Below are 19,981 nucleotides of genomic sequence, written 5' to 3'. Positions count from 1 at the left end.
CGGTCGGCCCGCAAACCCCGCGCATCACCACTGACATGCCCTTTCTTCCCGAACCGCCGCAGCGCCACGGCGCACCGCCTGCTGGCCCGCTGGCAACCGATGTGGCCGTGCTGCTGTGCAACCTCGGCACACCCGACGCGCCCACTGCACCCGCCCTGCGCCGCTACCTGGCCCAGTTCCTCGCCGACCCGCGCGTCGTCGAGATCCCGCGGCTGATCTGGCTGGCCATCCTGCACGGCATCATCCTGCGCGTGCGGCCGGCCAAGTCGGCGGCCAAGTACGCCACCGTCTGGACGACCGACGGCTCGCCGCTCAAGGTCTGGACCGAGAAGCAGGCCAAGCTGCTGCAGGGCCAGCTCGGCGACCTCGGCCTGCGCGTGCGCGTGGCCCCGGCCATGCGCTACGGCCAGCCTGCCATCGGCACGACGCTGGATGCCCTCAAGCGCGACGGCGTGCGGCGCGTGCTCGTGCTGCCGGCCTATCCGCAGTACTCGGGCGCGACGACGGCCAGCGTCGTCGACGACGTGGCCCGCTGGGCGCTGCAGACCCGCCACCTGCCCGAGCTGCGCTTCATCAACCACTATCACGATGACGCCGGCTACATCGGCGCCCTCGCCAAGAGCGTGCGCGAGCACTGGCAGCGCGAGGGCCGCGGCGAACGCCTCGTCATGAGCTTTCACGGCATGCCCGAGCGCACCCTGCACCTCGGCGACCCCTACCACTGCGAATGCCTGAAGACCGGCCGCCTGCTCGCCGAGGCGCTGGGCCTGAAGGACGGTGAATGGCAGGTGACCTTCCAGAGCCGCTTCGGCAAGGCCAAGTGGCTGCAGCCCTACACCGAGCCCCGCCTCATCGAGCTGGCCAAGGGCGGCCTCAAGTCGGTCGACGTCATCTGCCCCGGCTTCGCGGCGGACTGCCTGGAGACGCTGGAAGAGATCGAGCAGGAGGCCCGCGCCGCCTTCCTCGCCGCCGGCGGCCAGCGCTTTGCCTACATCCCTTGCTTGAACGACCACCCCGCCGGCATGCGCGCGCTGGCCAAGTTGGCCGAGCGCCATCTGCAGGGCTGGCCTACCGAAGCGCCCCACCCGGACACGCTGGCCTTGCAGCGTCAGCGCGCCGTGGCCGCCGGCTCGCGCGACTGACGACGCCGGGCCACGCCGGTCAGCACCACCAGGCCGGCCAGCACCATCCAGGCCGCGCCGGGTTCCGGCACGGCCTGCGCCGTGAAGACGGCCCCACCCGCAGCACTGAAGCTGAAGCTGCTGAACTGGTAGGCGTCGGCCTGCGCGCTGAAGCTCGCGCCGGCAAAGGCTGTCGGGTCCAGGCCCTGGCTGCCGCCACCGGCATCGACCGTCTGGAAGAAGGTATTGATGTTGAAGCCGCCACTGGCCTGGAAGGCGTTCGGGTCGGTGTTGCCGAGGAAGCGGAACTCGACCGACAGATGGCTCAGGTCCAGCGTGCTGCCGTCGCCGAAGACGACGCTGTCAGTGCGGTAGCCGCCGCCGTCGGCCTGCACCTCCAGGATGAGGCGGCTGCCGGTGGCGGCGGTGAAGCCGCCGTCGATGCGCATCTGGCCGGGCGAGTTGCCGGGGCTGAAGATGCCGTAATTGGTGACGTTGCCGACGATGGTGCCGTTGCCACCCAGAAAGCCGTTGGTGCCGATCACGATGGTGTTGGCCGTCAGCGTGCTGTTGTTGACCACCAGCGTGCCGGTGCCGCCATCCACGCTGCCCGTGGCGGTCTTGTCGCGCCCGACACCCAGCCAGCTCGTCGTCAAGCTGGAGCCCTCGCTGATCAGCAGCGTGCCGTCCGAGCCGTGCAGCCGGCCGACGAAGACGCCGCCACCGAGCACGTCGACGCTGCTGGCACCCTTGATGCGCATCAGCCCGCTGCCGTCGCGCGCCACCGTCATCGAGGCCCTGCCCGGCGCGCCCTCAATGCTGATGTGCGAGCCGCCCGACAGCGTCAGCGTGCCATCGCCCAACGGCCCGTTGCTGGTGCCGCCCAGGTTCAGCGTGGCGCCGAGGGTGCCCAGGTTGTGGATCGTCACCTGGCTGCCGTTGCCGATGCTGGCCACACCCACGCCGCCGGAGCGGCCGATGGACAGGAAGGCACCGGACAGCGTGCTGCCGGTCTGCTGGCCGCTGAAGTTCAGGGTGGCGTTGTCCACGCTGAGCACGCCCACGCCACCTGAGCGGCCCACGTTCATGCCGATGGCACTGACGCTGGCCTGGTCGGCCACGGTCAACTGGCCGAAGGTCTGCGGGCCGTGGCCGACACCGATGTAGGTGTCGTTGCCGGTCATGAGGATTTCGGAGCCGAGCCCGCTGACCAACGCAATACCGCGGCCGCCCGGCACCGTGTCGCTGGTGCCGCCGATGAGGAGGTTGGTGCTGCGCGAATCGGTCGGCGTGGAGATGGCCTGGCCATCGATGAGGAGCTTGCCGCCCGCGGTGATGTTCAGGAAGCCCGAGCCGTCGCGGCCAACGCGCACGTTCGGGTTCAGCGCCTCGGCTGGGCCGCCGCCCGGCAGCGTGGAGGCCGCGCTGACGGACACGACCGAACCGCTGCCAATGATGTTGAGCGTGCCGGACGAAGCGGCATCGCGGCCCAGGCTGATCGCGGTGCCCAGCGGTTGCGCGGTCGTCGAGATGAGGTCGATGCGCCCGCCGTTGCTGACCGTCACGGTGCCCGTGCCGTTGCGGCCGATGTCCATCGACGGGTTGTTGGCCGTGCCCCCGTTGGCCGCCGCCGTCGAGGTGCCGTTGACGAGGACGCGGCTGCCCGCGCCGTCCACGGTCAGGTCGCCGTGGCCACCGTCGCGGCCCACATTCAGGTAGTACATGCCGCTGGCCTGGCCGCCGGCGTCGATGCGCATGGACGCCGTGCTGTTGTTGCGGCCGATCTTCAGGATGCCGGCATCGCCGGTGAACAGCAGGTTCGAGCCTGCGCCGCTGACAAGCATCTCGGCTCGCCCGCCCTGGCTGCCGACGTTGACCGACGAGCCGACGTTGGTCTTGCCCTGCACCACCACCTGCCCGCCCCCGGTCACGCTCAGCGTGCCCCAGGCGTTGGCATGCTGGGCCAGGTTGATGAAGGCTGCGCCGCTGTCCAGCGTGGCGCCGGTGACCGTCCAGATCGAGCCCGCGCCGTCGACGACGACGGACGCGAAGCTGCGCTCGCTGCCCAGCGGGCTGGACCCGCCCGGTGCCACGCCCAGCGACGCGTTGTCGGTCGTCAGCGCGCCGCCGTTCAGCACTTCGACCCGACCGCGCGTGATGCCGCCGGGCGTGCCGAAGGTGAAGGTCTCGATCGGCGGCCGGAACACGGCCACGGCACCGACGACGAAGGCGCGCAGGAAGCTCGCGTTGGACCCGGCCCCGGTGATGGTCAGTGTGCCGTCGCTGCCCGCGGCTTCACCGATGAAGTTGTTGCAATAGCGCGGGCCCAGCATGCAGTTCGCCGAGTTGGCGCGGCCGTCCAGCGTCGCGCCGGCGGCGACGACCAGACTGCCCTGGCCCCAGCCGCCCAGGTCCAGTCGGTTGGTGTAGCCATCGCCGGTCAGCGTCAGCCGTGAGCCGGCACCGCTGAGCAGGCCGGTGCCGATGCCGTTGCCCGCATCCCCGAAACGCACCGAGGCCGCCGACAGCCAGGAGCCGCCGTCAATGGACAACGAGCCCGTGCCACCGTTGCCCACCGACAGCGTGTTGCTGCCCAGGTCGGTATTGCCAGGCCCGATGGGCAGGCTGGTGGGGTAGACGTAAACGGTGCCGCCGACCGCCACATCGGCCTGGGCGACGCCCGCCAGCAGCAAAGCCGCCGCGGCAGCCGTCCAACGCTTGTTGCAATTCCGCATGTTGCCCCCTTTGATGGCTCCAGCGCCCCCGAAGCCAGAGCCGGACGCTATCCACGCGGTTGGCGACAATCATCCCTAAACCTGAGGATCTCTAGCCCGTGCCCGATTCCCCGATCTCGATGCGCCTGGACAAATGGCTCTGGGCTGCGCGCTTCTACAAGACGCGGGCCCTGGCCGTCGATGAGATCAACCTCGGCCGCGTGCGCGTGGGCGGCCAGCCGGTCAAGCCGGCGCGTGACGTCAAGGTGGGTGATGTGCTCACCATCCGCATCAGCACCACGGCGCGCGAGGTCTCAGTGCTCGGCCTGTCCAACCAGCGCGGCCCGGCGCCGCAGGCCCAGGCGCTCTATGCCGAAACCCAGGCCAGCATCACCGCCCGCGAGGCCGCAGCCGAGGCGCGCCGGCTGGCGCCGGAGCCGGCGGCCAGCATCGAACAGGGCCGCCCGACCAAGCAGGACCGCCGCCGGCTGGCCGACTGGGACCGCTGGTCTGCCTCGCTGGACGAGGAAGAACCGGGTTGACCCGGATAATCCGTTTTGAATCCCCCCTCTTGAAACCGGGACATCGCGTCCCATATCGACGCGGTTCCGTCTATTTCTGCCATGACTACCGAAAACTCCCTGCCCGAAGACGCAGCCGGCGCTGCCGAACCCACGGCCGCCGAGCTGAATCCCGAGATCAAGATTGCCGAGCTTGAAGGCCGCCTCGCCGAGATGAGCGACGCCTATCTGCGCGCCAAGGCCGAGACGGAGAACGCCCGCCGCCGCGCGGACGAAGACGTCGCCAAGGCCCGCAAGTTCGCCGTCGAAGCCTTCGCCGAAGCCATGCTGCCCATCATGGACAGCCTGGAGGCGGCCATCGCCACGCCCAGCGCCAGTGTCGACACCGTGCTCGAAGGCGTGCACGCCACGCGCCGCCAGCTGTCCAGCGCACTGGAGCGCAACAAGGTCGTGGAGATCAACCCCGGCCAGGGCGTCAAGTTCGACCCCCACCAGCACCAGGCCATTTCCGTGGTGCCGGCGCTGCAGGACCCCAACACGGTCGTCACCGTGCTGCAAAAGGGCTTCCTGATCGCCGACCGGGTGCTGCGGCCAGCGCTCGTAACGGTCTCGGCGCCGAAGTAATTCACAGCCTGCTGCCCTTGAAAGGGCAGCAAGTTATCCACAAATCGAACACATCCAACAAATCTTCAGGAGTTCCAAATGGGAAAGATCATCGGCATTGACTTGGGCACCACGAATTCGTGCGTGGCCGTCATGGAAGGCAACACCACGCGCGTCATCGAGAACGCCGAAGGTGCCCGCACCACGCCGTCCATCATTGCCTACCAGGAAGACGGCGAGATCCTCGTCGGTGCCTCGGCCAAGCGCCAGTCGGTCACCAACCCGAAGAACACGCTGTATGCCGTGAAGCGCCTGATCGGCCGCAAGTTCGCCGAGAAGGAAGTGCAGAAGGACATCGACCTGATGCCCTACACCATCGCCGCCGCCGACAACGGCGACGCCTGGGTGGAAGTGCGCGGCAAAAAGTTCGCGCCTCCCCAGGTCTCGGCCGAAGTGCTGCGCAAGATGAAGAAGACCGCCGAGGACTACCTCGGCGAAGAAGTGACCGAAGCCGTCATCACGGTGCCGGCCTACTTCAACGACGCCCAACGTCAAGCGACGAAGGACGCCGGCCGCATCGCCGGTCTGGACGTCAAGCGCATCATCAACGAGCCCACCGCCGCAGCCCTGGCCTTCGGCCTGGACAAGCATGGCAAGGGCGACCGCAAGATCGCCGTCTATGACCTCGGCGGCGGCACGTTCGACGTGTCCATCATCGAGATCGCCGACGTCGACGGCGAGATGCAGTTCGAAGTGCTGTCGACCAACGGCGACACCTTCCTGGGCGGCGAAGACTTCGACCAGCGCATCATTGACTACATCGTCACCGAGTTCAAAAAGGAACAAGGCGTCGACCTGACCAAGGACGTGCTGGCCCTGCAGCGCCTGAAGGAAGCCGCCGAGAAGGCCAAGATCGAGCTGTCCAACTCGTCGCAGACCGACGTCAACCTGCCCTACATCACGGCAGACGCGACCGGCCCGAAGCACTTGAACGTCAAGCTGACCCGCGCCAAGCTGGAGTCGCTGGTTGACGAGCTGATCGAACGCACGATTGCGCCTTGCCGCACCGCGGTGAAGGACGCCGGCGTCTCGCTGACCGACATCGACGACGTCATCCTCGTCGGCGGCATGACCCGCATGCCCAAGGTGCAGGACAAGGTCAAGGAGTTCTTCGGCAAGGAACCGCGCCGTGACGTGAACCCCGACGAGGCCGTGGCCGTCGGTGCCGCCATCCAGGGCCAGGTCCTGGGCGGCGAGCGCAAGGACGTGCTGCTGCTGGACGTCACCCCGCTCTCCCTGGGCATCGAGACCCTGGGCGGCGTGATGACGAAGATGATCAAGAAGAACACGACCATCCCGACCAAGTTCGCGCAGACCTTCTCCACCGCCGACGACAACCAGCCGGCCGTGACCATCAAGGTCTACCAGGGCGAGCGCGAGCTGGCCCAGGCCAACAAGTCGCTGGGCGAGTTCAACCTCGAAGGCATCCCGCCGGCACCGCGCGGCACGCCGCAGATCGAGGTCTCCTTCGACATCGACGCCAACGGCATCCTGCACGTCGGCGCCAAGGACAAGGGCACCGGCAAGGAAAACAAGATCACCATCAAGGCGAACTCGGGCCTGAGCGAGGCCGAGATCGAGAAGATGGTGAAGGACGCCGAAGCCAACGCGGCCGAGGACAAGAAGAAGGTCGAGTTGGTGCAGGCCCGCAACCAGGCCGACGGCATGGTGCACAGCGTGCGCAAGTCGCTGAGCGAGCATGGCGACAAGCTCGACGCCGCCGAGAAGGAAGCGATCGAGGCCGCGGCGAAGGACCTGGAAGAAGCCATCAAGGGTGACGACCAGGCCGACATCGAGGCCAAGACCGAAAAGCTGATGACGGCCAGCCAGAAGCTGGGCGAGAAGGTCTACGCCGACCAGCAAGGTGCACAAGCCGCCGCTGCAGCCGCGGCCGCTGGCGCCGGTGGGGCCGAGCAGCCCCAGGCCGCGCCGCAAGGTGAAGCCAAGCGCCCGGCCGACGACAACGTCGTGGATGCCGAGTTCAAGGAAGTCAAGGACAGCAAGTAAGCCTCCCTGACCCCGGCCCGGGAGCGCTCACGCGCCCCCGGGCCTTTGCTTTACGAGACGAGCATGGCTTCCAAACGCGATTACTACGAAGTCCTCGGCGTCGCCAAGAACGCGACCGACGAAGACATCAAGAAGGCCTACCGCAAGCTGGCCATGAAGTACCACCCCGACCGCAACCAGGGCGACGGGGCGAAGAAGGCCGAGGAGAGCTTCAAGGAGGGCAAGGAAGCCTACGAGATGCTGTCGGACGCGCAGAAGCGCGCGGCCTATGACCAATACGGCCACGCCGGCGTGGACCCGAACATGGGCGCCGGCCGCGGCGGCCCGGGCGCGGAAGGCTTTGGCGGCTTTGCCGAGGCCTTCGGCGACATCTTTGGCGACATCTTCGGCGGCCAGGGCGGCGGGCGTCGCCCGGGCGGCGGCGGTGGCCAGCAGGTCTACCGCGGCAGCGACCTCAGCTACGCGATGGAGATCACGCTCGAGGAAGCCGCCCGCGGCAAGGAAACGCAGATCCGCATCCCCAGCTGGGAAAGCTGCGAAACCTGCAGCGGCACCGGCGCCAAGCCCGGCACCAGCGCCAAGACCTGCGGCTCCTGCAGCGGCTCGGGCACGGTGCACATGCGCCAGGGCTTCTTCAGCATCCAGCAGACCTGCCCGCACTGCCACGGCAGCGGCAAGATCATTCCCGACCCCTGCACGACCTGCAACGGCCAGGGCAAGGTCAAGAAGCAGAAGACGCTGGAGGTCAAGATCCCGGCCGGCATCAACGAGGGCATGCGCATCCGCTCGGCGGGCAATGGCGAGCCCGGCGTGAATGGCGGCCCGAGCGGTGATCTCTACATCGAGATCCGCATCAAGCAGCACGATCTCTTCGAGCGCGACGGCGACGACCTGCATTGCACGATGCCGGTGTCGATGGTGACCGCCACGCTGGGTGGCAACATCGAAGTGCCCACGCTGGGCGGCAAGGCCGAGATCGAACTGCCCGAGGGCACGCAGCACGGCAAGACCTTCCGCCTGCGCGGCAAGGGCATCAAGGGTGTGCGCTCCAGCTACCCCGGCGACCTTTACTGCCACATCGCCATCGAGACGCCGGTCAAGCTCACCGAGCACCAGAAGAAGCTGCTCAAGGAGCTCGACGAGTCATTGAAGAAGGGCGGCGAGCGCCACTCGCCCAACGCCAAGAGCTGGACGGACCGGGTCAAGGACCTGTTCAAGTAAGCCAGCATCACGTCAAACAGCCGCGGCACCCGCAAGGGTCCCGCGGCTTTTTTGTGCGCGTTCCTTGCGTGTCACGCGAAGCCTGCCTGCGTCGTAAGTCACGCCATGCACCAACAGCGCGTGTAAACCAGCTCACTACTCTTGATTGGGAAACCCTAAAGTCGACCGACTGTCACACCGATGACTCATAAGTGATTCCATTGACTCAACTTCCGCTCATGGTCCACGGCCTCGCGCCGGGGAAGGGGGTTGCATGTTCTTGATGGACGACACCATCCAGGCCGCATCGGCACTGATCATCGACAGCAACGCCAACTCGCGCAGCCTGATGTCTGCCCAGTTGCGCGATCTGGGTGTGGGGACCGTGCGGCAGACGCCACGGGTCAAGGACGCTCGCGTGATGCTCGAGCACCAGACCTACGACATCGTGCTGTGCGACTACCACTTCGACGCCAGCGACACCTCGGGCCAGGATCTGCTGGATGAGCTGCGCCGCGAAGGCCTGCTGCCCTACTCCACCGTTTTCGTCATGGTGACGAGCGAGGCCACCTACGCCAAGGTCGCCGAAGCCGCCGAGGCCGCGCTGGATGCCTACCTCATCAAGCCCTACACCAGCGCCAACCTCGCCGAACGACTGGCCAGTGCCCGGCTGCGCAAGCGCATCCTGAAAGACATCTTCGAGGCCGTCGAGAACCAGGACTTCGAGACGGCCGCCAACCTCTGCATGGCCCGCTTCGAGACCAAGGGCAAATACTGGCTCTACGCCGCACGCATCGGCGCCGAGCTGCTGCTGAGGCTCAAGCGCTTCGGCGACGCCCGCACGCTGTACGAAGCCATCATCGCCGCCAAGACCGTGCCCTGGGCGCGGCTGGGCGTCGCCCGCACCGAGGTCGTCAGTGGCAATCTGCAGGCGGCACGCCGCACGCTGGAGAACCTCATCGGCGAACTGCCCGACTACGCTGACTCGCACGACCTGATGGGCCACGTGCAGATGGAGCAGGGCGACCTGCGCGAGGCTCTCAAGACCTACCAGACCGCCGCGACGCTGACGCCCGGCTGCCTGCTGCGCCTGCAACGCTGCGGGTCGCTGGGTTTTTACGCCGGTGAGCGCGCCGAGTCGCTGCGCATGCTCGAGCGCGCCATGTCACAAGGCCTGCGCTCCAAGCTCTTCGACATGCTCAGCATCGTGCTGATCGGGCTGATGCGCTTCGACTCCAAGGACTACAAAGGCTTCAAGTACGCCCACGACTCGCTGGTGGCCGCGTTGGAGCGCGCACCGGGTTCGATCCGGCTGCAGCGCTTCGACCTCGTGTTCCGTGGCCTTGCCTTCCTGCTGGAGCGCCGCGTCGGCCAGGCGTTGGTCATCGCGCGCGAGTTCACCGAGCACACGGACAGCGGCAACTTCGACCTCGAGGCCGCGTCGCTGCTGACGGCGCTGTGGATTCGGCTCTCCAGCCAGGAAGTCGAGCTCGAGGAAATGATGCCCATCCTCCACGGCCTGGGCATGCGCCACTGCTCCACCAAGGCCAGCACCGAGATCCTCGTCGCCATGTCCGAGGGCCACCAGGCCGCGGCAGCGCAGTTCCGCGATTGCCACCAGCAGATCTTCAACGTCGCCGAGACGGCCATGCGCTACTCGCTGCGCGGCAGTGCCAAGATCGCCGTCGAACTGCTGATCCAGCAGGGCGACAAGACGCGCAACGCCAAGCTCATCGACATGGCCGGCCTCGTGCTGAAGCGCCATGCCGAGAAGATCGACGACGCCGCCACGCTGGCCCAGCAGATCGACGTTCTGCACGGGCGCTACGTGAAGCCCATGGGTGGCTCGAGCAAGACGCAGTCTGCCGGTGGGGTTGCGCTGCGCGCACCGACGGCAGAGGTCGCGGCCTGACCCGAGGCTGTCGGTCACGCACCGCTTGGGGTGCGGGCTCGGGCCAGCGGGCCAAAATGCGTGCCGCCCGCTGCCTCCTTTGCCCCTCCGAATGCCCCTGATCAAGCGCCTGCTGGCCTGGTTCCAGCCCGACACCTCACGCCCCCTGACCCAAGCCTGGCTGGCCTCGCTGTGGATGGGCCTGTTGGCCAACTGGCCGCTGTGGAAGCAGCTGCAGACCCTGCCCGGCATCGGCATGGGCTTCACGCTGGCCTTCGCCGGCATGGTCACGGCCGCCACCGGCGCGGTGCTGAGCCTGCTGGCCTGGCCCAGGCTCATCAAGGGCGTGCTGGTGTTTCTGCTGCTGGCCGGCGCCGCGCTGGCCTATTTCATTGGCACCTACGGCATCGTGTTCGACCCCACCATGGTCGTGAACATGGTGCAGACCGATGTGCGCGAAACGCGCGACCTGCTGAGCTGGCGGCTGCTGGTCAGCCTGCTGCTGCTGGGCGCCCTGCCCGCCTGGTGGCTGCTGCGCCGGCCTCGGGCGCCCGCGCAGGCCTTTGGCAAGCGCCTGGGCGGCAACCTAACGGCCTTCGGGCTGGCTATCGTCGTGATGGTGCTGCTGGCGCTCAGCGTCTTCGCCACGCTGTCTTCGACGATGCGCAACAACAAGAGCATTCGCTACATGGTCACGCCGCTGAACGCGGTCTATTCGGTCAGTGCCGTCGGTGTGCGCAGCCTCTCCGGCCCCAAGGGCCCGATGGCCGTCATCGGGGCGGATGCTCGCCTGCTGCCGCGCGCCGATGGCGCCAAGCCACCGCTGCTGCTGCTGGTCGTCGGCGAAACGGCGCGGGCGATGAACTTCAGCCTGAACGGCTACGCCCGGCCCACCAACCCCGAACTCGCCAAGCTGCCGGCCACCAGCCTGGTCAGCCTGCGCCAAGTCAGCTCCTGCGGCACGGCCACGGCCGCCTCGCTACCCTGCATGTTCGCGCCCCAGGGCCGCTCAACCTTCGACGCCGACAAGCCGCAGGAGAACCTGCTGGACGTGCTGCAGCGTGCCGGCGTGGCCGTGCTGTGGCTGGACAACCAGAGCGGCTGCAAGGGCCTGTGCGACCGCGTGCCCAACAGTTTCACGGCCAAGCTGCCCACGGGCGCCGCGCCACTGCCGGCCGGGACGTGCGACGGTGAGGAATGCTTCGACGAGTCGCTGCTGCATGAGCTGGACAAGCGCATCGCGGCGCTGGACCCGGAACGCCTCAAGCGCGGCCTGGTGCTCGTCATGCACCAGATGGGCAGCCACGGCCCGGCCTATTTCAAGCGCTCGCCGCCCGACCTCAAGACCTTCCAGCCGGAATGCCGCAGCAATGAGTTGCAGCAGTGCCCGCGTGAGCAGGTCGTCAACGGCTACGACAACACCCTCGTGACGACCGACCGGCTGCTGGCCCGCTCCATCGCCTGGCTGCAGGCGCAGGCGCCGCGCTTCGACGCCGGCATGCTCTACGTGTCGGACCACGGCGAATCGCTGGGCGAGAACGGCCTGTACCTGCACGGCATGCCCTACGCCATCGCACCCGAAGAGCAGACCCATGTGCCCATGATTCTGTGGCTGCCCGAGGGCGGCGTGGCGGCGCTCAAACCCGGCTGCCTGCAGGCCCTGCGCGACAAGCCAGCCTCGCACGACAACCTCTTCCACACGGCCATGGGCTGGGTCGGCGCGCGGGCGGATGTCTACAAGCCGGAGTGGGACTTGCTGGCGGGCTGCCGAAGCTGAAAACCTTGCGGGACAGACCGCCCGAGCGCAGCGAGTAGCTCTGTCCCCAACTGGCTAGAAAAGATCACCCTGCGCCGATGGCTTGCGTGGCGGCCTGAACAACGCCAGCTGCACCGGCCGCCGCTCCGTGCGCAGCCCCAGCTTGGCCACCGCCCGGCGCAGCCGCGCGCGCAGCAGGTCGGCCCAGATGCCCTCGCCAGTGAAGCGCGTGCCGAAGCGGGCGTCGTTGTCCTTGCCACCGCGCATCTCGCGGATGCGCGCCATCACGCGCTCGGCGCGGTCCGGGAAGTGGCGCTGCAGCCAGTCCTGGAACAACGGGTTCACCTCCCAGGGCAGGCGCACCGGGATGCTGAAGGCGCTGCTGGCGCCGGCTTCGGCCGCGGCTTCGAGGATGCGCTCCAGCTCGGGCTCGTTGATGAAGGGAATGATGGGCGACACGCTGACGCCCACCGGCACGCCCGCATCCGCCAGCGCCTTGATCGTGCGCAGCCGCCGGGCCGGTGCCGCGGCGCGTGGCTCCAGGATGCGGGCGAGATCGTTGTCCAGCGTCGTCACCGACAGATAGACCGACACCAGGCCCTGCGCCGCCATCGGCACGATCAGGTCCAGCTCACGCTCGATGCCTGACGACTTGGTGACGACCGAGAACGGGTGGCCGCATTCCGCCAGCACTTCGACGATGCGCCGCGTGATGCCGAGCTTGCGCTCGATGGGCTGGTAAGCATCGGTGGCCGTGCCGATGACCAGCGAGCGCGGCTCGTACCGGGCGCCCGCCAGCGTCTCGCGCAGCCGCTCGGCCGCGTTGACCTTGGCGACGATCCTCGTCTCGAAATCCAGGCCCGGCGACAGGTTCAGATAGCTGTGCGTCGGCCGCGCGAAGCAGTAGATGCAGCCATGCTCACACCCCCGGTAGGGATTGATCGAGTAATCGAAGCTGATGTCGGGCGACTGGTTGCTGGTGACGATCTTCTTCGCATGCTCCTCGATGACCTGCGTGGCCGGCGGCAGATGCTCCTCGGCGGCATCCTGGTCCAGCGAGCCCCAGCCGTCGTCGTACTGCTCTCGCTCGCGTTGCTCGAAGCGGTGCGGCATGGCCGTGGCACTGCCGCGGCCCTTGATGGAGTCGAGCGGGACGCGCGCCGGCTGGGTTGCGGCGATGCGGATGGGAGCGGGCGACATACTGTAAATATATACAGTATTTTGGATCCCGCCAGCCCCCTGATCGAGAACCCGTCGCATCGTGAAGCGAAGGCGTTCTGGGCGCGCCAGGCGCGAACTACGCGCCGCCGGCTGCAAACTCGCGGTCGACGACTCCTTCACCTTGCATGAACCTCCCTGACCCGATATCGCCGCCGCCCGCCCGCCTGCGCGATCAACGCGACTACCTTCACCTGCTCGGCGCGCGCGTAACCGGCGGTGCGGCCAACCAGATGCTGATGGTGGCCCTGGGCTGGCAGATGTATGACCTGACCACCAGCGCCTGGGACCTGGGCCTCGTCGGCTTGGCGCAGTTTCTGCCGGCCCTGTTGCTGACCCTGCCCGCCGGCCATCTGGTGGACCAGCACGACCGCCGCCTGCTGCTGGCATCCAGCCTGTGCCTGCAACTGCTGGCGGCGGCCTGCCTGGCCCTGGCCAGCGGCGGCGGCTGGGTGGGGCCGCAGCTGATCCTGCTGCTGTCGGTGCTGCTGGGCTGTGCCCGAGCGCTGCAGATGCCGTCGCAGCAGGCGCTGATGCCCACGCTCGTGCCGCCAACGCTGCTGCCCCGCGCGGTGGCCGCTGCAAGCTCGACGATGCAGGCGGCCATCATTGCCGGCCCGGCACTCGGGGGAATGCTGTACGCCTTCGGGCCCTGGGCCGCCGGTCGCATCGAGCACAGCGCCGCGGCCAGCACCGCGGCTCACTGGGGCGCCGCCATCGTCTACGGTGTGTCGCTGCTGCTGCTGATCGCGGCAACGCTCGCCGTGCTGACCATCCGCCACCGCCCGGCGCCGTCGCGGCGCGTTTCACCGGACCTGGCACAACTGACCGCCGGCATCCGCTTCATCTGGCAACGCCCCGTCGTGCTGGGCGCCATCTCGCTGGACCTGTTCGCCGTGCTGCTGGGCGGCGCCACCGCCCTGCTGCCCATCTTCGCGCGGGACATCCTGCACACCGGCCCCGAGGGCCTGGGCCTGCTCCGCGCAGCGCCGGCGCTCGGGGCGGTCAGCGTCGGCCTGTGGCTGGCCCGCCACCCCATCGACCGCCGCGCCGGCCACTGGCTGCTGAGCGCCGTGGCGGTGTTCGGCTTCGCGATGATTGCCTTCGCGCTCACGTCGTCGTTCCTTGTCGCCTTCGTCGTGCTGGCCATCAGCGGCGCGGCCGACATGGTCAGCGTCGTCATCCGCCAATCCCTCGTGCAACTGGAGACACCCGACGAGATGCGCGGCCGCGTCGGCGCCGTGAACTCGGTCTTCATCGGCGCCAGCAACCAGCTCGGCGAATTCGAGTCCGGCGCCACCGCTGCCCTGCTCGGCCCGGTCGGCTCGGTGCTGCTGGGCGGCGTGGGTACGCTGGCTGTCGTGCTGGTGTGGTGGAAGATCTTCCCGGCGCTGGCGCAGCGCGACAGCCTGCATTCCCAGCCGGCCTGACGGGACGGCGACGGGCGCGCTGGGTCGACCCGCGTAGGAAACTCAGCTGCATCGGATACGACCGAAAACAAAAAGACCACTGACGCGCCGTGCGCATCAGTGGCCTTGGCAGAAGGCTCACGAACGAAGGCTAGTACTCGTCCCGCTCCACGCCGACATAGCCGGGCGCGAGGTTCTCGAACTTGGTGTGCATGCGCTGGAACATCAGCTTCACGGTGCCCACCGGGCCGTTACGCTGCTTGGCGATGATGATCTCCGCCACGCCGGGTTCCTTGCAGTCTTCCTTGGTGTAGTACTCGTCGCGGTAGATGAACATGATGATGTCGGCATCCTGCTCGATGGCGCCGGACTCGCGCAGGTCGGACATCATCGGGCGCTTGTCGGGCCGCTGCTCCACCGAGCGGTTCAGCTGCGACAGCGCGATGACGGGGCACTTCAGCTCCTTGGCCAACGCCTTCAGGCCGCGCGAGATTTCGCCGAGCACGGTGGCGCGGTTCTCTTCGCTGCCACCGCCATTGCCGCTCATCAGCTGCAGGTAGTCGATGACGATGAGGCCAAGCTGGCCGCAGATACGCGCCTGGCGACGCGCACGCGCACGCACTTCCGAAGGCGACAGGCCCGGGCTCTCGTCGATGAAGATGCTGGCCTTACCGAGCTTGTCGACGGCCTCGGAGAGGCGCCCCCACTCGTCGTCCTTCAGCTGGCCGGTGCGAAGGTGGCTCTGGTCGATGCGGCCGATGGAGCCCACCATCCGCAGCGCCAACTGCGCCGCGCCCATTTCCATCGAGTAGATGACGACGGGCAGGCCCTCGTTGATGGCAACGTTCTCGGCGATGTTCACGGCGAAAGCCGTCTTGCCCATGGACGGGCGCGCGGCCAGCACGATGAGGTCGCCACCTTGCAGGCCGGCGGTCTGGCGGTCCAGGTCGTAGAAGCCGGTGCGCACGCCGGTCACGTCCTGCGCGCCACTCTCGGCCAGCTCGTTGACGCGGTCGATCAGCGCGACGACGAGGTTGTCCATGCTCTGGAAGCCCTGGCGGCTGCGCGAGCCTTCCTCGCCGATGCGGAAAATCTTGCCTTCCGCCTCGTCGAGGATCTGCGTGACCGCGCGGCCCTGCGGATTCATCGCGGCGGTGGCGATCTCGTCGCTGGTGGCCACCAGCTTGCGCAGGATGGCGCGCTCGCGAACGATCTCGGCATAACGGCGCAAGTTGGCGGCGCTCGGCACGCTCTGCGCGAGCGCGTTCAGGTAGGCCAGGCCGCCGCATTCCTCGGCACGGCCGACGGAGGTCAGCTCGTCGAAGACGGTGACGACGTCGGCCGGCTTGCCCGCGTTGATGAGCTTGCCGACGGCCGCGTAGACATGCTTGTGCTCGAAGCGATAGAAGTCGCTGTCGGTCAGCAGGTCGGCCGCCTTGTCCCAGGCGGAGTTGTCGATCAGCAGGCCGCCGAGCACGCTCTGCTCGGCCTCGACCGAGTGCGGAGGCACACGCAGGCGCGCAACTTCGTCGTCATACGGCGCGGTGGAGGAGGAAGCGGGAAAGATCGCAGACATGCCTGTGGATAACGCTGTGAACTGACTGGGAGCAACCGGTGGATCGAGCGGTAAAACTCGGCCCCAAAAAACCAAAGGCCGAAACCCTTGGGGGCCTCGGCCTTCTTCAATGTTGCGGCGTCAAGCGCCGCAGCGCAAGGGCGCTTACTCCGAAATCACTCGGTTTCTGCAACCACTTGAACGCTGATCTCGACGACCACGTCCGTGTGGGCAGCAACGCTCACCGGGAACTCGCCAACAGTCTTCAACGGACCGTTGGGCAGGCGCACTTGCGACTTCGCGATGGGCGTACCCAGCTTGGTCAGCGCGTCGGCGATGTCGGCGTTCGTCACCGAACCGAACAGGCGCCCGTCCACACCGGCCTTCTGGGCGATGCGCACGGTCTTGCCGGCCAGGGCTTCGCCCAGCTTCTGGGCTTCGGCCAGCTTCGCGGCGGCAGCCTTTTCGAGCTCGGCACGGCGGACTTCGAATTCCTTGATCGCGGCCTCGGTGGCGCGGCGCGCCTGCTTGGTCGGGATCAGGAAGTTGCGGGCATAACCGTCCTTGACCTTGACGACGTCGCCGAGGTTGCCGAGGTTGGCCACTTTTTCGAGCAGGATCACTTGCATGTCGTCAGCTCCTTAGACCTTGTGCTGGTCGCTGTACGGCAGGAAGGCCAGGAAGCGCGCGCGCTTGATGGACACCGTCAGCTGACGCTGGAAGAAAGCGCGCGTGCCGGTCAGGCGAGCGGGCGTGATCTTGCCGTTTTCGGAGATGAAATCGCGCAGCGTGTCGATGTCCTTGTAGTCGATCTGCTCGACACCGGCGACGGTGAAGCGGCAGAAACGCTTACGACGGAACAGCAACGATTGTTGGTTGCGCTTGGGCTTCTTGTCTTTGGAGAAGCGACCTTTACCACGTGGCGGGGGCATAGAGGACCTCTGTTAAATCTATCCGGATTCAGAAAATTCCGGGTTCACGGGGCAGCGGGTTCGATCACGGTGACGTGGGCGATGAAGCCCCGGCCGTTGCGCTGGTGGGTCAGGAAACCGCGGAAAACCGCGATACCGCCAACTCCCAGCGCCTGCAACTGCTTGGCCAATTCGCCCACCGCAACTGCCTTGATCTCCAGGGAGATCTTGCGCGGCTTGCCGGCTTCGATGACTTCGGACTCGGCCTTGAGGCTTGCGTCCAGGGCCATCAGCCCGGCGGGTGTGTAGCGAACTTGTCCGAGTTGCTGGATCTGCGCCTTCAGGTGAAGTTGATTCACGCTGTTGGCACGCTGCTCGAAAAACCTGGTTCTTTAGCGATGACCTGAGCTCAGGCCGCTTCTTGCTGCTGCGGCGCCTTGCGGGCTTCTTCGCGCTCGACGGCCTTCATCATGACCGAGGGGGTCGTGACGGCCTTGTCCTGGACCACGGTAAGGTGGCGCAGCACGGCGTCGTTGAAGCGGAAGCCGGTCTCGAGCTCAGCCAGGATTTCCTTGGTGGCTTCGATGTTCAGGCACAGGTAGTGAGCCTTGCCGAGCTTTTGGATCTGGTACGCCAGTTGACGGCGGCCCCAGTCTTCGACTCGGTGCACGACACCACCACCGGTGGTGATCAGGCTCTTGTAGCGCTCCAGCATGGCCGGAACCTGTTCGCTTTGATCCGGATGGATCAGCAGAACGATTTCATAGTGACGCATGAATACTCCTTGTGGATTCCAGCCGGGCGCTGTCGAAATGAACTGCCCTGGCTGTGGAAGCCGTGTCACAGCGTCGACTCGTGACTCGGCAAGGGGGAACCAAGGATTCTAGCCCGGTAAGGCCGATCTGCCAAATCAGAACCGGTTTGGCACGGAATCAAGGCTGCTGCGGGCTGCGCAGCATGTCGACGAAGTCACGCTGCCGTGGCCCCGGCGCCGCTGTCATCAGGCTGACCAGCACCAGCGCCAGCGCCCCAGCCGGCACGCCGAACAGACCAGCCGACGCCGGCTGAATGCCCCAGATCTGCGACGCCGGCCCGGGCAGCCCGATCATGGCCCTGAGCCCCGGGTGGGCCACCATCAGATAGAAAAGGCAGACACCCAGCCCGGTCAGCATGCCGGCCAACGCGCCAGCGCGATTGGCTCGGCGCCAGAACACCCCGGCGACCAGGGCCGGGAAGAACGTCGAGCCGGCGATGGAGAACGCCGCCGTGACGACGGCCAGGATGTCTGCCGGCCGGCTGGACGCCACCGCCGCCGCCGCCAGCGCCGCCGCCAGCAGCAAGGCCTTGGACAACGTGACCCGGCGCGTGCGCGAGGCCTCGGGGTTGATGGCCTTGTAATACAGGTCGTGCGACAGCGCGCTGGAGATGGCCAGCAGCAGGCCATCGGCGGTGGACAGCGCCGCCGCCAGCCCACCGGCGGCAACCATGCCCGAGATGACGTAGGGCAGCCCGCCCAGCTCGGGCATGACGAGCATGACGAGGTCGGGGTGCAGCCTCAGCTCGCCCAGTTGCAGCCGGCCATCGCCGTTCAAGTCCACCGCCGACAGCAGCGCCGGGTCGACGCGCTGCCATTGCCGTATCCAAGCGGGCAACTGGTCGAACGGCGTACCGACCAGATCGTTGAACACCTCGGTCTTGACCATCACGGCCAGCGCCGGCGCCGTCAGGTAGAGCAGGCAGATGAAGCCCAGCGACCAGGCGACCGACTCGCGCGCCGTTGCGACCGAGCTGGTCGTGTAGTAGCGGGTCAACAGATGCGGCAGGCCGGCCGTGCCCACCATCAGGCACAGGGCCAGCGCGATGAAATTGCGGCGCGCCTCGCTGGCTTGCTCGCGCTCCGCCAGGCTGCCGTCGGGGTTACCAGCGAAGGGCTGCATATGCGGCACCAGGCCCGACAGCGGCCGGGCCAGCTGGGCTTCGCCGGCCTGCTCGCGCCGCCATCGCTCCTCGGCCTCGGCGGGCGTGCGCGGCAAGGCCGCGCGTTGCTTCTCGGCGGACTGGATCTGGGCCAGCGGCGCGTTCGCCGCCTTCAGCGCGGCGACGCTCGCGGCCGCCTTCGCCTGATCATCGGCCAGCGCCCTGGGCACGTCTGCCAGCCGAGCGGCAGCGTCGTCGGCGCGCCGCTGATGGATGGCGCGCACCTGCAGCTCGGCGGGGTCGCGGATCAGCTCGCGCTCGCGCTCGGCCAGCTGGTGCAGCTGCTGACCGTAGACCAGCTGGGGCAGCGGCCAGCCCGTCTGCTTCACGCTGAGCCAGATGACCGGCACGAGATAGGCCAGGATCATGATGAGGTACTGGGCCACCTGCGTCCACGTGACGGCGCGCATGCCGCCCAGGAAGGAGCAGACCAGCACGCCGCCCAGGCCGACGAAGACACCAACCTCGAAGCCCAGGCCGGTCAGCCGTGTGGTGATGAGGCCCACGCCGTAGATCTGCGCGACCAGGTAGACGAAGGACACGAGGATGGCCGCCGACGCGCCGACGAGGCGCAGCGTGCGGCTCTCGAAACGCTCGGCGAGGAAGTCGGCCAGCGTGAATTGGCCGAAGCGGCGCAGGTACGGCGCGATGCACAGCGCCACCAGGCAGAAGCCCCCGGTCCAGCCCAGCACGTAGGCCAGGCCTGCATAGCCGCTCGCGTACAGCGTGCCCGTCAGGCCGATGAACGTGGCCGCGCTCATCCAGTCGGCGCCGGCAGCCATGCCGTTGTACAGCGGTGGCACGCGCCGGCCGGCGACGAAGTATTCGGCCGGGTCGGTCGTGCGGCAGAGGATGCCAATGATGGCGTAGACCGCCACCGTCGCACCCAGGAAGGTGTACCCGATCCAGGCCTTGGGCAGGCCGCGCTGCTCGGCCAGCCCGAGGCCGACCACCAGGGCAATGAAGCTCAGCGCGAAGAGGACGTAGCGGCGATGAAGATGGCGGGCGGGCACGGCCGCGATCATGGCAACAAAAAGC

General features: G+C 67.6%; 16 protein-coding genes. 8 read left to right on the top strand and 8 right to left on the bottom strand.

The features are described 5' to 3' along the window. The first annotated feature begins 35 nt into the window (after positions 1-35). A complete protein-coding gene (gene hemH, locus AC07V5_RS14765; RefSeq protein WP_495116427.1) occupies positions 36-1,142 on the top strand; it encodes a ferrochelatase in 1,107 nt (368 codons plus the stop codon). On the opposite strand, the gene AC07V5_RS14760 is transcribed toward hemH, so the two are convergent. After that, positions 1,109-3,856: a beta strand repeat-containing protein gene (locus AC07V5_RS14760; RefSeq protein ID WP_495116426.1), complete on the bottom strand. Its 2,748-nt coding sequence runs from the start codon at positions 3,854-3,856 to the stop codon at positions 1,109-1,111. The two genes, hemH and AC07V5_RS14760, sit on opposite strands and share 34 nt — an antisense overlap. Before the next feature lie 119 nt (positions 3,857-3,975). On the opposite strand from AC07V5_RS14760, the gene AC07V5_RS14755 reads away from it, so the two are divergent. From AC07V5_RS14755 to AC07V5_RS14730, 6 genes are all read left to right on the top strand, one after another. After that, on the top strand, positions 3,976-4,377 hold the full coding sequence (locus AC07V5_RS14755) for an RNA-binding S4 domain-containing protein (protein WP_495117068.1): 402 nt from the start codon (positions 3,976-3,978) through the stop codon (positions 4,375-4,377). Positions 4,378-4,458: 81 nt separating this feature from the next. Beyond that, positions 4,459-4,980: a nucleotide exchange factor GrpE gene (grpE, locus tag AC07V5_RS14750; protein ID WP_495116425.1), complete on the top strand. Its 522-nt coding sequence runs from the start codon at positions 4,459-4,461 to the stop codon at positions 4,978-4,980. 78 nt (positions 4,981-5,058) lie between these two features. Continuing rightward, positions 5,059-7,026 carry a molecular chaperone DnaK gene (gene dnaK / locus AC07V5_RS14745; protein WP_495116424.1) on the top strand — a complete coding sequence of 656 codons (1,968 nt, stop codon included), beginning with the start codon at positions 5,059-5,061 and terminating at the stop codon, positions 7,024-7,026. 63 nt (positions 7,027-7,089) lie between these two features. Continuing rightward, positions 7,090-8,247, top strand: a complete 1,158-nt coding sequence (dnaJ, locus tag AC07V5_RS14740; protein WP_495116423.1) for a molecular chaperone DnaJ — start codon at positions 7,090-7,092, stop codon at positions 8,245-8,247. A gap of 253 nt (positions 8,248-8,500) precedes the next feature. After that, a complete protein-coding gene (locus tag AC07V5_RS14735) occupies positions 8,501-10,138 on the top strand; it encodes a response regulator (protein ID WP_495116422.1) in 1,638 nt (545 codons plus the stop codon). Between the two features lie 91 nt (positions 10,139-10,229). Next, positions 10,230-11,894, top strand: coding sequence for a phosphoethanolamine transferase (locus tag AC07V5_RS14730; protein ID WP_495116421.1), 1,665 nt, complete (start codon positions 10,230-10,232; stop codon positions 11,892-11,894). Between the two features lie 54 nt (positions 11,895-11,948). Here AC07V5_RS14730 and AC07V5_RS14725 read toward each other — a convergent pair whose 3' ends face one another. Then, positions 11,949-13,073, bottom strand: a complete 1,125-nt coding sequence (locus AC07V5_RS14725) for a PA0069 family radical SAM protein (RefSeq protein WP_495116420.1) — start codon at positions 13,071-13,073, stop codon at positions 11,949-11,951. Between the two features lie 146 nt (positions 13,074-13,219). On the opposite strand from AC07V5_RS14725, the gene AC07V5_RS14720 reads away from it, so the two are divergent. After that, positions 13,220-14,521, top strand: a complete 1,302-nt coding sequence (locus AC07V5_RS14720; protein ID WP_495116419.1) for an MFS transporter — start codon at positions 13,220-13,222, stop codon at positions 14,519-14,521. Positions 14,522-14,651: 130 nt separating this feature from the next. Here the strand turns inward: AC07V5_RS14720 and dnaB are convergent, their stop codons facing one another. From dnaB to AC07V5_RS14690, 6 genes are all read right to left on the bottom strand, one after another. Beyond that, positions 14,652-16,076: a replicative DNA helicase gene (gene dnaB, locus AC07V5_RS14715; protein ID WP_495116418.1), complete on the bottom strand. Its 1,425-nt coding sequence runs from the start codon at positions 16,074-16,076 to the stop codon at positions 14,652-14,654. 155 nt (positions 16,077-16,231) lie between these two features. Next, positions 16,232-16,684: a 50S ribosomal protein L9 gene (gene rplI, locus AC07V5_RS14710; protein ID WP_495116417.1), complete on the bottom strand. Its 453-nt coding sequence runs from the start codon at positions 16,682-16,684 to the stop codon at positions 16,232-16,234. Between the two features lie 12 nt (positions 16,685-16,696). Next, positions 16,697-16,987: a 30S ribosomal protein S18 gene (rpsR, locus tag AC07V5_RS14705; RefSeq protein WP_495116416.1), complete on the bottom strand. Its 291-nt coding sequence runs from the start codon at positions 16,985-16,987 to the stop codon at positions 16,697-16,699. A gap of 44 nt (positions 16,988-17,031) precedes the next feature. After that, positions 17,032-17,325, bottom strand: a complete 294-nt coding sequence (gene priB, locus AC07V5_RS14700) for a primosomal replication protein N (protein WP_495116415.1) — start codon at positions 17,323-17,325, stop codon at positions 17,032-17,034. Between the two features lie 50 nt (positions 17,326-17,375). Continuing rightward, complete coding sequence (rpsF, locus tag AC07V5_RS14695; RefSeq protein ID WP_495116414.1) at positions 17,376-17,741, bottom strand: 30S ribosomal protein S6; 366 nt, start codon at positions 17,739-17,741, stop codon at positions 17,376-17,378. Between the two features lie 157 nt (positions 17,742-17,898). Then, the gene (locus AC07V5_RS14690; RefSeq protein ID WP_495116413.1) at positions 17,899-19,956 is read right to left on the bottom strand and encodes a sodium:solute symporter family protein; all 2,058 of its coding nucleotides are present in this window, start codon (positions 19,954-19,956) and stop codon (positions 17,899-17,901) included. Positions 19,957-19,981 lie beyond the last annotated feature (25 nt).

The organism is Roseateles sp. GW821-FHT02E12, assembly GCF_059421665.1.
The sequence above is the reverse complement of the archived record's forward strand: the minus strand, read 5'-3'. Positions and strand labels throughout refer to the sequence as shown.

Excerpts from the sequence above, each read along its gene's own strand:
- dnaJ (WP_495116423.1), top strand. The coding sequence starts at position 7,090 with ATGGCTTCCAAACGCGATTACTACGAAGTCCTCGGCGTCGCCAAGAAC.
- rpsF (WP_495116414.1), bottom strand. The coding sequence starts at position 17,741 with ATGCGTCACTATGAAATCGTTCTGCTGATCCATCCGGATCAAAGCGAA.
- hemH (WP_495116427.1), top strand. The coding sequence starts at position 36 with ATGCCCTTTCTTCCCGAACCGCCGCAGCGCCACGGCGCACCGCCTGCT.
- AC07V5_RS14720 (WP_495116419.1), top strand. The coding sequence starts at position 13,220 with ATGAACCTCCCTGACCCGATATCGCCGCCGCCCGCCCGCCTGCGCGAT.
- AC07V5_RS14755 (WP_495117068.1), top strand. The coding sequence starts at position 3,976 with ATGCGCCTGGACAAATGGCTCTGGGCTGCGCGCTTCTACAAGACGCGG.
- dnaB (WP_495116418.1), bottom strand. The coding sequence starts at position 16,076 with ATGTCTGCGATCTTTCCCGCTTCCTCCTCCACCGCGCCGTATGACGAC.
- AC07V5_RS14725 (WP_495116420.1), bottom strand. The coding sequence starts at position 13,073 with ATGTCGCCCGCTCCCATCCGCATCGCCGCAACCCAGCCGGCGCGCGTC.
- AC07V5_RS14735 (WP_495116422.1), top strand. The coding sequence starts at position 8,501 with ATGTTCTTGATGGACGACACCATCCAGGCCGCATCGGCACTGATCATC.
- dnaK (WP_495116424.1), top strand. The coding sequence starts at position 5,059 with ATGGGAAAGATCATCGGCATTGACTTGGGCACCACGAATTCGTGCGTG.
- rplI (WP_495116417.1), bottom strand. The coding sequence starts at position 16,684 with ATGCAAGTGATCCTGCTCGAAAAAGTGGCCAACCTCGGCAACCTCGGC.
- AC07V5_RS14760 (WP_495116426.1), bottom strand. The coding sequence starts at position 3,856 with ATGCGGAATTGCAACAAGCGTTGGACGGCTGCCGCGGCGGCTTTGCTG.
- AC07V5_RS14730 (WP_495116421.1), top strand. The coding sequence starts at position 10,230 with ATGCCCCTGATCAAGCGCCTGCTGGCCTGGTTCCAGCCCGACACCTCA.
- grpE (WP_495116425.1), top strand. The coding sequence starts at position 4,459 with ATGACTACCGAAAACTCCCTGCCCGAAGACGCAGCCGGCGCTGCCGAA.
- rpsR (WP_495116416.1), bottom strand. The coding sequence starts at position 16,987 with ATGCCCCCGCCACGTGGTAAAGGTCGCTTCTCCAAAGACAAGAAGCCC.